This is a genomic window from Hydrogenophaga sp. A37, from assembly GCF_002001205.1.
In the GTDB taxonomy this organism is placed as follows: Bacteria; Pseudomonadota; Gammaproteobacteria; order Burkholderiales; family Burkholderiaceae_C; genus Hydrogenophaga.
In genome coordinates, this window is the sequence record NZ_MUNZ01000073.1 from 71,848 (window position 1) to 86,905 (window position 15,058).

Annotated in this window: 13 protein-coding genes; 6 read left to right on the top strand and 7 right to left on the bottom strand. The window is 68.6% G+C overall.

What is annotated here, in order from left to right:
* Window positions 1-3: 3 nt before the first annotated feature.
* The 5 genes from B0E41_RS05965 to B0E41_RS05985 form a co-directional block, all read right to left on the bottom strand.
* A complete protein-coding gene (locus B0E41_RS05965) occupies window positions 4-1,650 on the bottom strand; it encodes a DEAD/DEAH box helicase (RefSeq protein WP_077329916.1) in 1,647 nt (548 codons plus the stop codon).
* Window positions 1,651-2,201: 551 nt separating this feature from the next.
* Window positions 2,202-3,173, bottom strand: a complete 972-nt coding sequence (locus B0E41_RS05970; RefSeq protein ID WP_077329918.1) for a hypothetical protein — start codon at window positions 3,171-3,173, stop codon at window positions 2,202-2,204.
* A gap of 26 nt (window positions 3,174-3,199) precedes the next feature.
* A complete protein-coding gene (cas6e, locus tag B0E41_RS05975; RefSeq protein WP_077329920.1) occupies window positions 3,200-3,700 on the bottom strand; it encodes a type I-E CRISPR-associated protein Cas6/Cse3/CasE in 501 nt (166 codons plus the stop codon).
* Complete coding sequence (locus tag B0E41_RS05980) at window positions 3,697-4,152, bottom strand: hypothetical protein (protein WP_077329922.1); 456 nt, start codon at window positions 4,150-4,152, stop codon at window positions 3,697-3,699. The genes cas6e and B0E41_RS05980 overlap by 4 nt, the downstream gene beginning before the upstream one ends.
* Complete coding sequence (locus B0E41_RS05985) at window positions 4,149-4,796, bottom strand: hypothetical protein (protein ID WP_077329924.1); 648 nt, start codon at window positions 4,794-4,796, stop codon at window positions 4,149-4,151. Before B0E41_RS05985 ends, B0E41_RS05980 begins: the two co-directional genes overlap by 4 nt.
* Before the next feature lie 251 nt (window positions 4,797-5,047).
* On the opposite strand from B0E41_RS05985, the gene B0E41_RS05990 reads away from it, so the two are divergent.
* Window positions 5,048-5,746 (top strand): alpha/beta fold hydrolase, encoded by a 699-nt coding sequence (locus tag B0E41_RS05990; protein ID WP_253194637.1) that lies wholly within the window; start codon window positions 5,048-5,050, stop codon window positions 5,744-5,746.
* Between the two features lie 130 nt (window positions 5,747-5,876).
* Here the strand turns inward: B0E41_RS05990 and B0E41_RS05995 are convergent, their stop codons facing one another.
* Together B0E41_RS05995 and B0E41_RS06000 are read right to left on the bottom strand one after the other, a co-directional pair.
* Window positions 5,877-7,529, bottom strand: a complete 1,653-nt coding sequence (locus tag B0E41_RS05995) for an MFS transporter (RefSeq protein WP_290440838.1) — start codon at window positions 7,527-7,529, stop codon at window positions 5,877-5,879.
* 125 nt (window positions 7,530-7,654) lie between these two features.
* On the bottom strand, window positions 7,655-9,097 hold the full coding sequence (locus B0E41_RS06000) for an 8-oxoguanine deaminase (RefSeq protein WP_077329965.1): 1,443 nt from the start codon (window positions 9,095-9,097) through the stop codon (window positions 7,655-7,657).
* A 116-nt stretch (window positions 9,098-9,213) separates the two neighbouring features.
* Here B0E41_RS06000 and B0E41_RS06005 point away from each other — a divergent pair, with 116 nt between their 5' ends.
* The 5 genes from B0E41_RS06005 (at window position 9,214) to B0E41_RS06025 (ending at window position 14,946) form a co-directional block, all read left to right on the top strand.
* Window positions 9,214-10,527 carry a glycerate kinase gene (locus B0E41_RS06005; RefSeq protein ID WP_077329930.1) on the top strand — a complete coding sequence of 438 codons (1,314 nt, stop codon included), beginning with the start codon at window positions 9,214-9,216 and terminating at the stop codon, window positions 10,525-10,527.
* Window positions 10,528-10,582: 55 nt separating this feature from the next.
* On the top strand, window positions 10,583-11,359 hold the full coding sequence (locus tag B0E41_RS06010) for a DeoR/GlpR family DNA-binding transcription regulator (RefSeq protein WP_077329932.1): 777 nt from the start codon (window positions 10,583-10,585) through the stop codon (window positions 11,357-11,359).
* Between the two features lie 245 nt (window positions 11,360-11,604).
* Window positions 11,605-12,096: a Cache 3/Cache 2 fusion domain-containing protein gene (locus tag B0E41_RS06015; protein ID WP_253194639.1), complete on the top strand. Its 492-nt coding sequence runs from the start codon at window positions 11,605-11,607 to the stop codon at window positions 12,094-12,096.
* A gap of 32 nt (window positions 12,097-12,128) precedes the next feature.
* Window positions 12,129-13,709: a methyl-accepting chemotaxis protein gene (locus B0E41_RS27710; protein WP_077329936.1), complete on the top strand. Its 1,581-nt coding sequence runs from the start codon at window positions 12,129-12,131 to the stop codon at window positions 13,707-13,709.
* Between the two features lie 544 nt (window positions 13,710-14,253).
* The gene (locus B0E41_RS06025; protein ID WP_171984681.1) at window positions 14,254-14,946 is read left to right on the top strand and encodes a DUF3348 family protein; all 693 of its coding nucleotides are present in this window, start codon (window positions 14,254-14,256) and stop codon (window positions 14,944-14,946) included.
* Window positions 14,947-15,058: the final 112 nt, after the last annotated feature.

The following is a 15,058-nucleotide window of genomic DNA, read 5'->3' on the forward strand; positions in this document are numbered from 1 at the left end:
GCTTCAGTCCTGCACCAGAGATCGCAGCGCTTCCAGCGTCATTGGTGGCTGTTCCGAGTGCGCCAGACGGTGGCAATTGGCGCACAGCACCGCCACATCGGCCAGCGTGGTCACCCGTTCGCCGCCATCGGCCACAGGGTTCAGGTGGTGAACGTCGAGCTGGCTGTCCACCCTCGGCGTGAACCCGCAGGCCATGCAGCGGCGGCCATGGTGAGCCAGGGCCGCACGGCGCACCGCAGGGTCGCGCTCAGCGCGTGACAGCACCAGCTCCGAGCGCGCGCCTTCGGTGAAACCGATGCGCTGCTGCCATGCCGCGCGAAAGCGTTCTGGCACAAACCCCGCCACCTGCTTCCAGCGTTCATCGAGGATGTGGACCGTGCACACCGCGTCGGGGGACCGCAGCCCCCGGCCAATGACCTGCCGCATCCGGCGCACCGCCGTGTTGCGGGTGTCCACGTAGCGGCTCTCGGTGTGGCCGTCGATCACCACGGGCCTCTCAAACGGTATGCGTGGCACCACGATGTGTTGCCAGATCACCGGCGTGTCCAACCCTGCCCAGGCAGCGGTGGCCACCAGCGTGCGGCTCGGCCCCATGCGCGCTGCCGCCGCACTGACGGTTTCGTCTGCCTGGCGCACGGTGGCGCCGGGCAGCCGCTCACCCAGGGCCCGCGCCAGCGCGTGGCTGGGCGTGACCACCAGCACCGTGCCCGTGGCTTCGGCCTGGCGCACACACTGCGTCACCGCCTCCAGCCAGGCCTCCGTGTCCACCTGAAGGTCCGACACGCGGAAGGTCAGCGCGCCGTGGCGCGCGGGCTCCAGGCTGCCCGAGTGCGCGCTCTGTTCACCGATGCCCATGGCGCGCTTGAAATCGTCCATACGGCCCGCCACCGAAAGCGTGGCGCTGATGAAGGCCACCGCTGGCCGGTTCGCCAGCTTGCGCAGCAGGCGCCCGGGCAACTGGTGGTGCAGGGCAAGCCCCCCATCGTCCGTGAAACCCACCCGCTGGTACCAGGCGGGCTCGGCCAGCGCGTCCTGCATCAACAGGGCAGCGGCGCGCACCTCCGACTCGGCCCGCGTGTCGGCAACCACCGCCGCCAGCGCAGCTGCGGTGTCTGTGGCGTTGATGCCCAGCGCTTGCAGCGCAGCGGTCGTGATCTCTCGGTCGCTTTGCAGGGCGGCGGCGTCGGGCAGTTGGTCTGCCTCGTCAAAGATCAGGTAGTCCCGGGTGCTCGCGCCGTTGTAGGCGCCGCCCAGCCGCTGGTCGATGATCAGCGCCGCGCTGGTGCACACCATCACCCCGGCCGCCATCGCCTCCGCCCGGTGGGCCTTGTGGTCGGCGGGGCGTTCAAACCAGCGCGCTGGTCGAAAGGCCGCTACCGCCACCCCAGGCCGCCGGGTGGCGCTCATGTCGCTGGAGGCCATCAACTGATCGATGAGCTGGTGGCTCGGCAGCGCGATGGCAATGCGCTGGCCTTCTGACGCCGCGTGCATCGCGGCGGCCAGCACCGCGCGCGTCTTGCCCAGGCCGGTGCTGCCTTCCAGCAGCAAGGGGGCGTCGGGCGCCGCCATGTGGCGCGCGAGGACGGCGTGGAAGTTGGCCTGGTCGGCTGAGCGAAACAGGCTGTGGAGGTCGTTGGCTTGGGCTCGCATGGTGCCGAGTATCGCGAAACGCCGTGCGGTACAGGCTTGGGTAAGGGCGGTGGCATTGCTGATTCCCAGCGTCGTCGTTGGATTTTTAGCAGTTCGTTGCTACTCCTTGGCTTGTCCTCGGTACGTGCTCGCGCACAGAGAATCAATTTTCAGTAGCCGCCCGTTTACCGGTCGGCTTGGAGGTACACAGCATTCAAGCGCGGTGAGTACACCTTCTAGTCGCCACCCTTCTATAGGGCGGCTTGGACAGTGCCGGCATGCTTCTGCTCCGTCGTTCCCTTCTAGTAGCCACCCTTTTGCAGGGCGGCTTGGACAGGCAAAGACGGCACCAAGCGTTTCAGCCACTTCTAGTAGCCACCCTTTCCGCGGCTTGGACCAACAGGCTGATCATGGTGGCCGGCGACTACTTCTAGTAGCCACCCTTTTACAGGGCGGCTTGGACCGAGTTCGACACGATGTAGTCAGCGGTGTACTTCTAGTAGCCACCCTTTTACAGGGCGGCTTGGACCTCAATGGCGTGACTCTGAAGGGAAAAACCGCTTCTGTGCAGCTCAAAAACGGGTGACCTGCGCTGGCTGGAACCCTCCCACCGAGACCGTTTTCAACAACTTCCCCTCAGCGTCAAAAAACTGGAACAGGCCCGCGACCTCGCCGCAGCCCCGGGCGCTGTGCGCGCCGAGCAGAGGGCGCTGGCTCAGGGCGTCCAGTGCGTGGTCGAGCAGCTCCAGATCGCGCTCGCGCGCCGCGTCGATCACCAGCCGCCCGCTCAGGGGCAGGCCAGCGGGCAGGGCGTGGTGTTGCACGATGGTGCGGGTGCTGTTCTGCATGTCGCCCATGGCGTCCTTGAACTGGGCTTCTTCGGCCTTGGCCAGCGCCAGCGAGCGGGCGACGTCTTCGGGCACGGCTTCGCCCTTCTTATCCAGGCGCCTGACCTGTCCCTCCAGCTGTTTGACGAGCGCGGCCGCAGCGGCCCGCCGGTTGTTGTTGTCGCTCCGGCTGGCGAAGGCTTGCAGGTCGGCGGGGTCCATGAGGTCCAGCGCTTCTTCGGTGTCGTCCAGGTCTTTGCGAACGCCGGTGAAGGCCTCGGGCAACACGTTCACCGCTGGCATGAAGTGGCCGACTTTGAGCCGCGATTTGATGCCCAGCCCGCTGCCGAAGAGGTCGAGCACGGCGTTGGCCTCGCGCGCCTGCCGCAGGGCGAGCAGGTCGATGTCGCCCGCCTGCTTCTCGCTCTCGGCGTCCTGGCCGATCATTTCGCTGTAGATCTGCGGCAGCTTGTAAGGCTTGCCGGCTTCGGCGGCGGCGCGCATGTTGCGCAATGTCGCAGCGCGCCGCAGGAAGCCGCGCAGGGTGGTGGCGGGCAGGTAGCCCGTTTGCAGGCGGTTGCCGGTGTCGTCCACCCCGCGGGTCATGACGGGAAAGTTGTCAAAGGCGTTTTCGCGGCCGCCCTCGGACTTGGGCATGCGAATGGAGAGCGGCCCCACGGTGGTGAGGGTGGCGTTGATGACGATGCGTGGGTTCATGGTGTGTCCTCCTGTGTTGGCGAGATTCAGATTTCGAGCAGGCCCATGCCGAAGGCCTTGCCCACGCGGCCGATGCCGGTGGCCAGGGCCTGGGCGAGGAGCGCTGCGTCGGTGACTTTGAGCACCCCGGTGAAGTGGCTGGCGTCGATCCAGAAGCGCCTGCCCCCGGCGGCGCTGACCTGCAGGCGGTCTGCCGTCACGTGCACGGCCATGACGGCAAAGCCGTGTTTGACACCTTCGGTTTCCAGCCATTCGCGGCGGCTGCGCCAGTCGCCCAGCTCGGGGTAGATGTTTTTTCCGCCCTGGCGCCTGGCGGCACAGGCCTGGAGTTCAAAGGCCAGCAGGTCGCCACCGGCGGGGGCTTTCACGCGCTTGCCGTTCGCCGTGAGCGGTTTTTCGGTGCGCACCAGCAGGTGGTCGCCGTGGTCGGCAAACAGCGCGGGGCTGCCGTCCACCAGCTCGGCCACCAGCCGGTGCAATGGGTAGCCGGCGGTGCGCGCAGGCTTGGGAATGGTGTGGTCGATCATGCGGGGGTCCTCCGTTTCCAAAGGGCTTTCTGAATGCCGCCAGATTCCGGCGACGGGGCTTCGTTCCAGTTGAAGGTTTCAACGCCTGCGGGTGAACAGATGCGAACGGCGCGCTTGTCCACGGTGAGAAACAGGTGGGCAATGGGCACGGGCGCTTTGTCGAACATGAGGAAGATGCGGGGGCTCTTTTCGTCCCAGTGCGCCAGCTCGTCCAGAAAGGCCTCGACCCGGGTGCGTTCGTCGAAGTGCAGATGGGCGGCCGCGAGCTTGAGCTGCACGCTGGAGGTGCCGGGCCGCACGATGGCCCAGCCGGACGACAAGCGGCTTTCGCTGCCTTTGGCGAGCCGGTGGTTGCTGCTCAGGGCTCGCGCGGTGGCGTCGTGGGGCGATTCGTGGCCGATGGCGACGAGGTGGCGACCGAAGTGTTCGTTGAAGAATTCGAAGGTGTTCATGCCACCCCCTGTGGCACGAAGCACACGGCCCGGTTGGTGGGATGCCAGTAGGCCGGCCGCCAGGCGGCGTCGGCTTTGAGAGCGGTGCCGTTGCCTGCGAACAGGTCGATGGGCACAGGGCGCAGCGGGTCGCCGAAAGGGCCGACCACGCCGTCCAGTTCGTCGGGCTCGATGCGCATGCCGGTGACTTGACCGAACCCGCTGGCTCGGCGTTTGCCAATGAAGCTCACGCCGCTGAGCAGCCGTTCGACCTGGGCGCTATCGCCTTGGGCGTACCAGGTCACCTCGGGCGTGGCGATGGCGCGGTAGCTGTTCATCACCGCGCCAAACTCGCGGCGCCGGGTGAGGCCGAGTTTGGTGTGCGGTTGGCCTTGCTTGTTCTGCGCCACCAGATCGATGTCCAGATCGTGCGAGGCGCGCAGGTTGGCAACGAAACTCACCCGCTGCGTGTCCCATGGCTCGAAGATGGCCGCGCTGCCGTGCCACAGGCCCTGGGTGTTTTTCAGGGGTATCTGGCTGTGGGCCTGCTCCAGATCGTCGGTCGCCTCGTAGATCAGCGCCGCGAGCAAGGCGTCGAGCGTCATGTAGCCGCCATTGACGACCAGCGGGCTGCCCAAAGACAGGGTCAGTCGAAATCGATCCATCTGCTATGTCCTCCCTCTGTATGGCCTGACTGGCCCGTGCCATCCTAACCAATCGGGTGTCCGGCGCTGGTTGGGGTATTGCCGTCTCGGCCGCTTCCAGCACTTGAGATCAACGCGCTGGTAATCGTGGCCATGTGGCGTTTGTTTGTGAAATCTGCATCCGTGTGCAACCACAGGGCCGTTGATGGCCCGTTTCGTTTCATCGGTGGTCGGCGGGCGCTTATGCTGGGCCGATGTATGCGCCAGATTCATTGCCCCAGACCATCCAATTGCAGGAGTTCGTGACCGGACGCGATCCGTCCGCCACGCCCGTGGCCAGCCTCATCGTGTTGCACGGGCTGGGCACCGAGGGGAGTGACTTCGTGCCCCTGCTGCGCCACATGGACCTGTCGGCCGTGGGTCCGGTGCGCTGCGTGTTCCCCGATGCGCCCACGCGAACCATGAGCTTCAACGGCACCGACATGCACGCCTGGTACGACGCCGCGCCACCCGCGGCGTCGCGCCATGCGTCCCAGCCGGCGGACGAGGCGGGCCTGCGTGCCTCCCAGCGCTTGGTTCAGACCCTGATCGAGCGGGAACAGGCGCAGGGCATGCCGTCCGAGCGCATCGTGCTCATGGGCTTTTCGCAGGGCGCCGTGCTCGCCTTGCAGACCGGCCTGCGTGCGCACCAGCGCCTGGCCGCGATCGTGGCGCTCTCGGGCTACCTGCCCCTGGGCGCTCGCACCCTGCAGATGGAGTCGAACATCGCCAACCAGCGCCTGCCCATCTTCCTGGCGCATGGTCAGCAGGACGAGGTGGTCGCCATCGACCGCGCCCGTGCCGCACGCACCGTGCTGCAGGTCATGGGCCACCTCGTGGACTGGCACCTCTACGACATGGGCCACGAGGTGAGCGACGCCGAGCTGGCCGACATCAGCGCCTGGCTCACGGGCGTGCTGAGCGTGGTCTGAAATCGTTTTCAGGGCGCCGGAGCGTCACATCGAAGCGAGCAGGGGAGGCAGCCCAGGGCACCGCCGGGCCGGCTCCGCCGGACGGCCAGTGCCGCCCCCTCGGGGGGTAGCGCGAAGCGCTGCAGGGGGGTCACCTCTCTGCGATGTAGTGCGACATGTGCGCGCTTTCGCCCGGTGCCAGAAACTCGCGCACCTCGGCCTCGAGCGCGTGGTCGGCCACGGTGGCGCGGGCGCGCTGGTGCAGGTAGTCGGCCCATGAGGTGACGATGAAGCGCTCCACATAGCGCGAGGGCTCGCCCAGGTCTTTGTAGATGCGCCAGAAGGTGGCGCCGTCGCGCCGTCGGGGCGCCTTCATGCGGCTGATGGTGTCGAGGAAGACTTTGTCGTCCCCCGCGCGGATGCGGTAGCCCACTTCCACGGCCACCGGGCCGGCCTCGGGGCTGGGTTCGTCGTTCACAAACAGCTCGTCCCACGGGGTGCCCTGGGTCACTTCGTGCGCCTCGCCCACGCGCAGCGGGAACGGGCGCGCCAGCAGCAGGCCCGCGGCCATGAGGGCACCGGCGGCCACCAGCGCCGTGGTGAGGCCGGCGATGTCGGACACCGCGCCCCAGAACGCCGAGCCGATGGCGAACGCACCGAGCGAGGCCACGATGTGCAGCGCCACCGCGCGCGAGCGCACCCAGGGCGGGGCGCTGGCCTGGGTGGCTGTGTTGAAGGTGGACATGGCCGCCATCCAGGCCGCGCCGCCCACCGCCATGGCGGCGTACACCAGTGCCGGCACGCGCACCCAGGCCGCCAGCAGCATGACGGTGGCAAACGCCACGCAGGCCGCGGCAATGATGGCGTCGAGCCCGAAGCGGCTGCGCAGGCGCCCGATCACCAGGCCCGAGGCCACCGCGCCCGTGCCCATGCAGCCCATCAGCAGGCCGAAGCCCTGCGCGCCGGTGCCGAGTTGGCGCTGCGCGATCACCGGCAGCAGCGCCCACAGCGCCGAGCCGGCCGAGCTGTACGCCATCACGCGCACCAGCTGCGCGAGGATGATGCGCGAGTGCCAGGCGAAGCGCAGGCCGCTCAGCGTGCCGCCCCAGAGGCGTTCGGCCGGCAGGCGCGAAGGCGGGTGCGCCTTCGGCGGCCAGCGGCGGATCGACTCCCACATCACCCCCGTGGTGAACACCGTGACCACGAACACCCAGCCCGCGCCCAGCGCGGCAAACAGCAGGCCGGCCAGCGTGGGGCCGATGGCGCGCGCCGCGTTGTAGGCGATGCCGATGGCGGTGATTGCCTGCGGCCACTCGTCGCGCGGCACCGGGTCGACCACCGACGAGTTCCACGCCGGCGTCAACACGGCGGTGCAGCAGCCGCACACGAACACCAGGAACAGCACCGTGGCCGGCCCGCCCCAGCCGCCCAGCACCAGCAGCGCCAGCAGCACGCAGGCGGCCACCTGCGCGATCAGCGCACCCGAGATCAGGCGGCGGCGGTCGGTGGTGTCGGCCAGCACCCCGGCGGGCAGCGCCAGCAGGAACATGGGCAGGAAGACCGCGGTCTGCACCAGCGCGGCGAGAAAGGACGAACCGGTGAGCTCGATCATCAGCCAGGCCGCCGCCATGGTCTGCATGCCCGCGCCGATGAAAAAGACGGCGCCACAAAGCCACAGCCCGCGGAAAGCGGGCTGTCGCAGGGGGCTCCAGATGGAGGGGGAAGGGGTCATCGGGCCATTGTCCCGCAGGGGCTCAGGCTTTGCGCGCCGCCTCGGCCAAAGCCCGGTGTCCTGTCCCGCCAATAGCTTGCATATGAAACCGCGTCTTCACACCCATGGCGGCGTTGCAAATCCTCGCGATAGCACAAGCTATCGCTGCGGTTTGCGCCTTGCCCTGGGCGCGAATCCATCGGTTTCATTTCATACAACTATTGGCGGGACAGGACACCGGCCAGCCGGTTGTGCCGCTCCACCAGCGGCCCCAGGTCCACGCTGGTGAGCTGGCCCTCGCGCACCACCACCCGGCCGTTGACCACGGTGTAGGCCGCGGGCGGACTGGCGCAGAGCAACAGGCTGGCCACCGGGTCGTGCACCGCGCCGCCGGCAAAGCCCAGCGTGCGCAGGTCGAACAGCGCGAGGTCGGCGCACATGCCCACGGCCAGGTGCCCGATGTCCTGGCGCCCCAGCACCTGGGCGCCGCCGCGCGTGGCGATGTGCAGGGTGTCGCGTGCCGTCATCTCGGCCGGGCCGAGGTCGCAGCCGAAGAAGGTTTTTCCATTCCGGGTTTCCGGTGGCATCAACGCGCGGCCCACGCGCGCCAGCAGCATCGCCTGGCGCGCTTCGTTCACCATGTGCGCCGCGTCGTTGCTCGCGCTGCCGTCCACGCCCAGGCCCACCGGCACGCCCGCGTTCAGCATGCGGCGGATGGGGGCGATGCCGCTGGCCAGGCGCATGTTGCTGCAGGGGCAGTGCGCCACGCCGGTGCGGCTGGCGGCAAAGAGCGAAATGCCTTCGTCGTCGAGCTTCACGCAGTGCGCGTGCCACACGTCCTCGCCCAGCCAGCCCAGCTCCTGCGCGTACTGCGCGGGCGTCTTGTTGAACTTCTCGCGGCTGTAGGCGATGTCGTGGTCGTTTTCGGCCAGGTGGGTGTGCAGGCGCACGCCCTGGCCCTGGAAGCTGCGGGCGAGCAGGGCGCTCTGGCGCATCAGATCGGGGCTGACCGAAAACGGGGAACAAGGCGCCAGCGCCACCTGCACCATGGCGCCGTGCGCCGCGCTGTGCCAGGTTTCGATCAGGCGCTGGCTGTCCTTCAGGATCGCGTCTTCTTTTTCCACCACGCGGTCGGGCGGCAAACCACCTTGCGATTGCCCCACGCTCATGCTGCCGCGCGTGGCCACGAATCGCATGCCGATCTGCTGCGCGGCTTCGATGCTGTCTTCCAGCCGCACGCCGTTGGGGTAGATATACAGGTGGTCGCTGCTGGTGGTGCAGCCGCTCAGCAGCAGTTCGGCCATCGCCACCTGGGTCGAGACCTGCACCATCTCGGGCGTGAGCCCGGCCCAGATCGGGTAGAGCCCGCGCAGCCAGCTGAACAGCTCGGCGTCCTGCACGCCCGGGATGGCCCGCGTGAGCGACTGGTACATGTGGTGGTGGGTGTTCACCAGCCCGGGCGTGACGAGGTGGCCGCGCGCGTCGATGGTGTCATCAGCCGCTTCGCGCAGCACCGGCGGCAGCTCTGCGGCGGGGCCGATCCACTCGATCACGTGGTCGCGAACGAAGAGGCTCGCGTCCTTCAACTCCCGTCCTTTGGAGGGCTCGGCGTGGTCGAAGGTGGCGATGCAGCCGGCGTGTTGGATCAGCAGGTTGGGCATGGTCTGCGGTGTGAAGGGCTGCGCGACAATGCGCCGCATGCGGGCATTTTGTGCCAAGCCCACCCCACGCGCCGCCGGCCCGCTCGGTCGAACACACAGCAAGACAGGAGACGCGCATGACCAGCCCTTCCCTTCACGAACCGCGCGCCGTTCTGCGCCATCTGTACGACGTGGCGGTGCAGCGCGCGCTGCCGTTGCGCAACACCGCCGCCCACCTGCCGCCGCCCCCGAAAGGCCGCACCCTGGTGCTCGGCGCCGGCAAGGCTGGTGGCGCCATGGCGCAGGCGGTGGAAGCGCTGTGGCCGACCGACGCGCCGCTTTCGGGCCTGGTCGTCACGCGCTACCACCACACGCCACCGCGCCCCGCCGGCTTGCCCGAGCGCATTGAGGTGGTCGAAGCGTCGCACCCTGTGCCCGACGCCGCCGGCCTGCAGGCCGCGCAGCGAATCCTGAAACTCACCGAAGGTCTGACCGCCGACGACCTCGTGCTCTGTCTCATCTCGGGCGGCGGTTCAGCCCTGCTCACGCTGCCCTGCGACGGCCTCACGCTCGAAGACAAGCAGCGCATCAACCGCCAGCTGCTGGAGAGCGGCGCGCACATCGGCGAGATGAACACCGTGCGCAAGCACCTCTCGGCCATCAAGGGCGGGCGCCTCGCGGCGGCCTGCGCGCCGGCCCGCGTGGTCACGCTCACCATCAGCGACGTGCCGGGCGACGACGTGAGCGTGATCGCCAGCGGCCCCACCGTGGCCGACGCGTCCACCTGCGACGAGGCGCTGGACATCCTGGGCCGATACGGCATTGAGGTGCCTGAAGCTGTCCGGCAACAGCTGGAGGCCGGCGCACTCGAAACCCCCAAGCCTGGCGATGCGCGACTCGCCAGCATTCAAACCCACCTCATCGCCACGCCCCAACAAAGCCTGGACGCTGCCGCCGACGCGGCCCGCGCGCTCGGCCTGAACGTCTATGTGCTCAGCGACGAAATCGAAGGCGAGTCGCGCGAGATTGGCAAGGTGCACGCCGCGCTGGCGCGCTCCACGGCGCTGGGCCGCAGCAGCTTCGCCAAACCCTGCGTGATCCTCAGCGGTGGCGAAACCACGGTCACGGTGCGCCCGCGCACCGAAGGCCAGAAGAAGGGTCGCGGCGGCCGGGCAGGCGAGTTCTGCCTCGGCCTGGCCCAGGCGCTGGGCGGGCAGGCCGGTGTGTGGGCGCTCGCCGCAGACACCGACGGCATCGACGGCGTGGAAGACAACGCCGGCGCGCTGGTGTCGCCCGACACCCTGGCCCGCGCCGCCGCGCTGGGCCTGAAAGTCACCGACCACCTGGCCCGCAACGACGCCTACGGCTATTTCGAACCGCTGGGCGACCTGGTCATCACCGGCCCCACGCACACCAACGTGAACGATTTCCGCGCTGTGCTGGTGGTGTGAAGGGCGAACGTTTATGCATGGTTGAATTCTTGTTTGTGCGCGTTATGATCCGCGTATGTACACGAATCCACCGCTCGAGCGCCGCGAGTTGATCGCCGCGCGCCTGGCCCAGGGCCAGACCGTGGTGGCCACTGCGCTGGCCGCCGAATTCCAGGTGTCGGACGACGCCATCCGGCGCGATCTTCGCGCGCTGGCCGCCCAAGGGCGCGGCCGCCGCGTCTACGGCGGCGCGTTGCCACCCCTGCCCGGCGCGACCCCGATGGCGGTGCGCATGGACCAAGGCCGCGAGCGCAAGGCCGCGCTGGCGCGGGTGGCGGTCGAGACCATCGAACCCGGCGAATTTCTGTTCCTCGACAGCAGCAGCACCAACCTGGCGCTGGCCGAGTGCCTGCCCGAAGACCACGCGCTCACCGTGGCCACCAACTCGGTGGACATTGCCGCCGCATTGCTGCGCCGCCAAGACGTGCAGCTCATCATGGTCGGCGGCTCGGTCGACCCGCTGGTGGGTGGCTGCATCGACGCCGCCGCTGTGCTGGCCGTCGGCCAGATGAACATCCAGCGCTGCTTCCTCGGCACCTGCGGGATCACGGTCGATGCCGGTGTCTGCACCGTCGACGCCGCCGACGCCGCTTTCAAGCGCGCCTTGCGCGCGGTCAGCCGCCATTGCGTGGCCATGGCCACCAACGACAAGTTGGGTCTGCAGCTGCCACACCGCGTCACACCCGTCCGCGAGATCGATCACCTCGTGGTCGAACACGACGCCGACTTCCAGACCCTCAAGGCGCTGGCGAAGCAGGGCACGCAGGTGCTCAAGGCCGCCCGCCCGCACTGACAAAAGCGTCTCAAGAGCGTCTCGCCAGGGCGAGGCTGACCGTCCGAACTGAACGGCCGTTGCACCGTTGTTTCTGCCTTTGCGCAGGCGGGCGTTCCACACAATGCATGGACGGACCTGGGGCCCCTGGCAGCGCCTGTCTCAAGTCTGGTGGGCATCCACCGATATGCGAAAGACATTCGCTGTGCGGATGCCGGTTCCTTCTTCGGTCCCTTCTTTCCAACCGCCCCCTCATTGGAGCAGCCATGCAACACACGAAATCCTTTTTGATGATCGCCGCCCTGGTGATCGGTGTCACCCAGGCCCATGCCGCCGATCCCAAGGCCACCATCGCCGACCTCGACGCCCGCCTGGCCAAGATCGGTGCACCGCGCGTGGAGGGCGTGGACAAGGTGGCCGACAAGGAAGTGCCCGCCATCTACTTTGGCCAACGCAAGATCAACAACAACTTCGATGTGGTCGATGGCATCCGCAAGGACCACCAGGCCACCGCCACGGTCTTCGTGAAAGCCGGCGACGAGTTCGTGCGCGTGAGCACCAATGTGCTGACCCCCGAAGGCAAGCGCGGCATCGGCACCCAGCTGGCCCGCAACGCCGCCTACGACGCCGTGACCAAAGGCCAGCAGTACTGCGGCCCCATTGACGTGCTCGGCACGGCTTTCGACGCCTGCTACAACCCGATCAAGGACGGCGCTGGAAAGACCATCGGGGTGAGCTACATCGGACACAAGAAGTAAGACACCCGCGTTTCATTGAGAGGGAGGGCGCCATGACATTCACCATCCGACCCAGTCGGTGGCTGGACCGCTTGCCGGTCGGCCGTCAGCTGTTTCTCGCATTCACTGCCATCTTGGTGTTGACCGCCGCCCTGGGCGCCACGGCGCTGGTGGGCTTGCGCAGCGTGGACGGCGAGGCCGTGCTGCTGTCCGCCAAATGGCTCAAAGGCGTGGGCAATCTCTCGGACGCCCGGACCCAGGTGCTGGAGTCGCGCACTTTCGAGGTCAAACACAGCCGCACCGACGACACCAGCTACCACGCCGAGTACGAAGACAAGATGGCCGAGGCGGCCAAGCGCATCGGCACTTTGCTGGACAGCTACAAGTCGCGGGTGGACAGCCCGCAAGAAACCGAGCTGTTCGGCGTGCTGGACAAAGCCTGGGCCGAGTACCGCAAGAACCAGGAGCGCGTGATCAAGCTCGGGCGCGACAAACAGCATCAGGACGCCGCTGACATCGCCGACGGGGCGTCCAGCATGGCGTTTGACGAAGCCGTGGGCGCGCTCGACAAGCTCATCGAATTCAACTACCAGGGCGGCGACACCGCGGCGGCCTTTGTGGGGCAGGTCTACAACCAGGCGCGGTTGGCGGTGGTGGTGCTGCTGGGGCTCGCGCTGGTGGTGGGCATCGGGCTCGGCACGCTGATCACGCGCCACCTGCTGCGTCAGCTCGGCGGCGAGCCGCGTGTGGCCGTGGCCGTGGCCCGGGCCGTGGCGCAGGGCGATTTGAGCACGTCCATCGCGCTCAAGCGCGGCGACACCGACAGCTTGCTCACCTGGCTGGGCAACATGCAGCAGGGCCTGGCCCGCGCCGTGACCGACGTGCGCCGTGGTTCCGACCACGTGTCCCAGGCCAGCCAGGAAATTGCCTCAGGCAACCAGGACCTGTCTGCCCGCACCGAGCAGCAGGCCAGCGAGCTGCAGCAGACGGCCGCCACCATGGAGCAACTGGGCACCACCGTGCGCCACAACGCCGACAACGCCCGCCAGGCCAGCCAGCTCGCGCACAGCGCGTCCGCCGTGGCCGTGCAGGGCGGTGACGTGGTGGGCCGGGTGGTCGAGACCATGAAGGGCATCAACGAGAGCAGCCGCAAGATCAGCGACATCATCGGCGTGATCGACGCCATCGCTTTCCAGACCAACATCCTCGCGCTCAACGCGGCGGTGGAGGCGGCGCGGGCCGGCGAGCAGGGCCGTGGGTTCGCGGTGGTGGCGGCCGAGGTGCGCAACCTCGCCCAGCGCAGTGCCGGGGCCGCCAAGGAGATCAAGGCGCTCATCGGTGCCAGCGTGGACCGCGTCGAGCAGGGCTCGACCCTGGTCGACCAGGCCGGCGTCACCATGCAGGAGGTGGTGACCTCGATCCGCCGCGTGAGCGACATCGTGAGCGAGATCAGCGCCGCCAGTTCGCAGCAGAGCGCCGGCGTGGCGCAGGTGGGGCAGGCCATCACCCGGATGGACCAGGGCACCCAGCAGAACGCCGCGCTGGTGGAACAGAGCGCCGCCGCCGCCGACAGCCTGAAGCAGCAGGCCGAGCAGCTGGTGGCCGCGGTGGCCGTGTTCAAAACAGGTCATTGACGCGAAACCCCCCGCCGCGCTTCGCGCGACCCCCCTAAGGGGGGCTGAGGGCCGCGGCTCCAAGCCTGCCTGCGCAGGCTTGGACAGCCCGAAGAAGCCTCGACTCCGGCGAGGCTGCGGCCTGCAAGGCGCACTGGCCGTCCGGAAAAGCCGGCCCGGCGGTGCCCTGGGTGGCGCTGCTTCATGCATCTTGGGTGGCGCTTTGGCGCCGTGAACCACCGAACCGCCCGCCTCCTTCACTGGGGGCGGGCGGTTTCACTTCGTGTGTGCGGCATGGGCCGTGCAGAGGCGATTTGTTACAAATGGCCGCCCAGTAAAATCCGGCCTCGCCCCTGGGGCGGCTGTGCCGGTGTGAACCCACCCGGCCGGCCGCCTCCACCGCCCCGGTGAACGCACCGGGGCCGGTGCGAGGGGCGACCGACGTGCCCCTGGCGCGTCAACGCCGCCCTCCGGGCACCCGCCGTCCGCTGCCAGCCCCGCTGCGCGGCCGCCCCATCTGATGCCATTCGAAGGCAGCGCCCCCGTGGCGCGAAGGACCGTTTTCTTGCGCAGCAACTTCAACCGCCCGGCCCTGGTGCGACAGCTCGCGGGCTTTCTGCCCGAGGGCGCGCCCGCCCTGACCGACGCGCCCCGGCAAGACCTGGCCGAGCGCCTCGGCCAGTGGCTGAACGTGGCCGACGCCATCACGCTGAGCTCGGCCCACCCGAGCATCGCGGCGGTGGGTGCGCGCGCGGCCCAGCAGCCTGGGCGTGCACCCACCGCCGCTGCCAACACGCTGCAGACCGAGCTCGACCGCGTGCGCACCGTGCTGGCCCGATCCATCACCACACGCGACCCCAAGCACCGCCCCGACGCCAACGATCTCGACACCGAGTTCGCCCTGTTCCACCAGCGCTACCAGGACCAGCAGCGCCGCATGGAGATGAGCGTGGACGCGCTGCGCGAACACGTGCGCCAGACGCTGGCCAAAGGCGAGTCTCGCCTGGCCCAGCTCGCCGCGCTCGACGCCGTGATGGACCAGATGCTCGGCGGGCGCGAGCAGCGCCTGCTCGCCGGCCTGCCCGCCTACCTCAAGGCGCGCTTCAAGGCCCTGCGCCAGGCCGCCGCCGCGTCAGACACCCCCGACGACCTGCGCTGGTTGCAGGGCTTCGAGGCCGAGCTGGAGCAGACCCTGCTCGCCGAGCTGGAGCACCGCCTGCAGCCGGTGGTGGGAATGATCGAGGCCCTGGAGGTATGAACTGCGTGGCCACCCTCACCCCAACCCTCTCCCGCCAGCGGGAGAGGGAGTCAATGCACCCGCTCCGGGAAAAGTTGCCAGTTGCCCGCCCAGCGGCGCGCCATGCCTCCAC

Excerpts from the sequence above, each read along its gene's own strand:
- B0E41_RS05965 (WP_077329916.1), bottom strand. The coding sequence starts at position 1,650 with ATGCGAGCCCAAGCCAACGACCTCCACAGCCTGTTTCGCTCAGCCGAC.
- B0E41_RS05970 (WP_077329918.1), bottom strand. The coding sequence starts at position 3,173 with ATGAACCCACGCATCGTCATCAACGCCACCCTCACCACCGTGGGGCCG.
- cas6e (WP_077329920.1), bottom strand. The coding sequence starts at position 3,700 with ATGATCGACCACACCATTCCCAAGCCTGCGCGCACCGCCGGCTACCCA.
- B0E41_RS05980 (WP_077329922.1), bottom strand. The coding sequence starts at position 4,152 with ATGAACACCTTCGAATTCTTCAACGAACACTTCGGTCGCCACCTCGTC.
- B0E41_RS05985 (WP_077329924.1), bottom strand. The coding sequence starts at position 4,796 with ATGGATCGATTTCGACTGACCCTGTCTTTGGGCAGCCCGCTGGTCGTC.
- B0E41_RS06000 (WP_077329965.1), bottom strand. The coding sequence starts at position 9,097 with ATGCCCAACCTGCTGATCCAACACGCCGGCTGCATCGCCACCTTCGAC.
- B0E41_RS06005 (WP_077329930.1), top strand. The coding sequence starts at position 9,214 with ATGACCAGCCCTTCCCTTCACGAACCGCGCGCCGTTCTGCGCCATCTG.
- B0E41_RS06010 (WP_077329932.1), top strand. The coding sequence starts at position 10,583 with ATGTACACGAATCCACCGCTCGAGCGCCGCGAGTTGATCGCCGCGCGC.
- B0E41_RS06015 (WP_253194639.1), top strand. The coding sequence starts at position 11,605 with ATGCAACACACGAAATCCTTTTTGATGATCGCCGCCCTGGTGATCGGT.
- B0E41_RS27710 (WP_077329936.1), top strand. The coding sequence starts at position 12,129 with ATGACATTCACCATCCGACCCAGTCGGTGGCTGGACCGCTTGCCGGTC.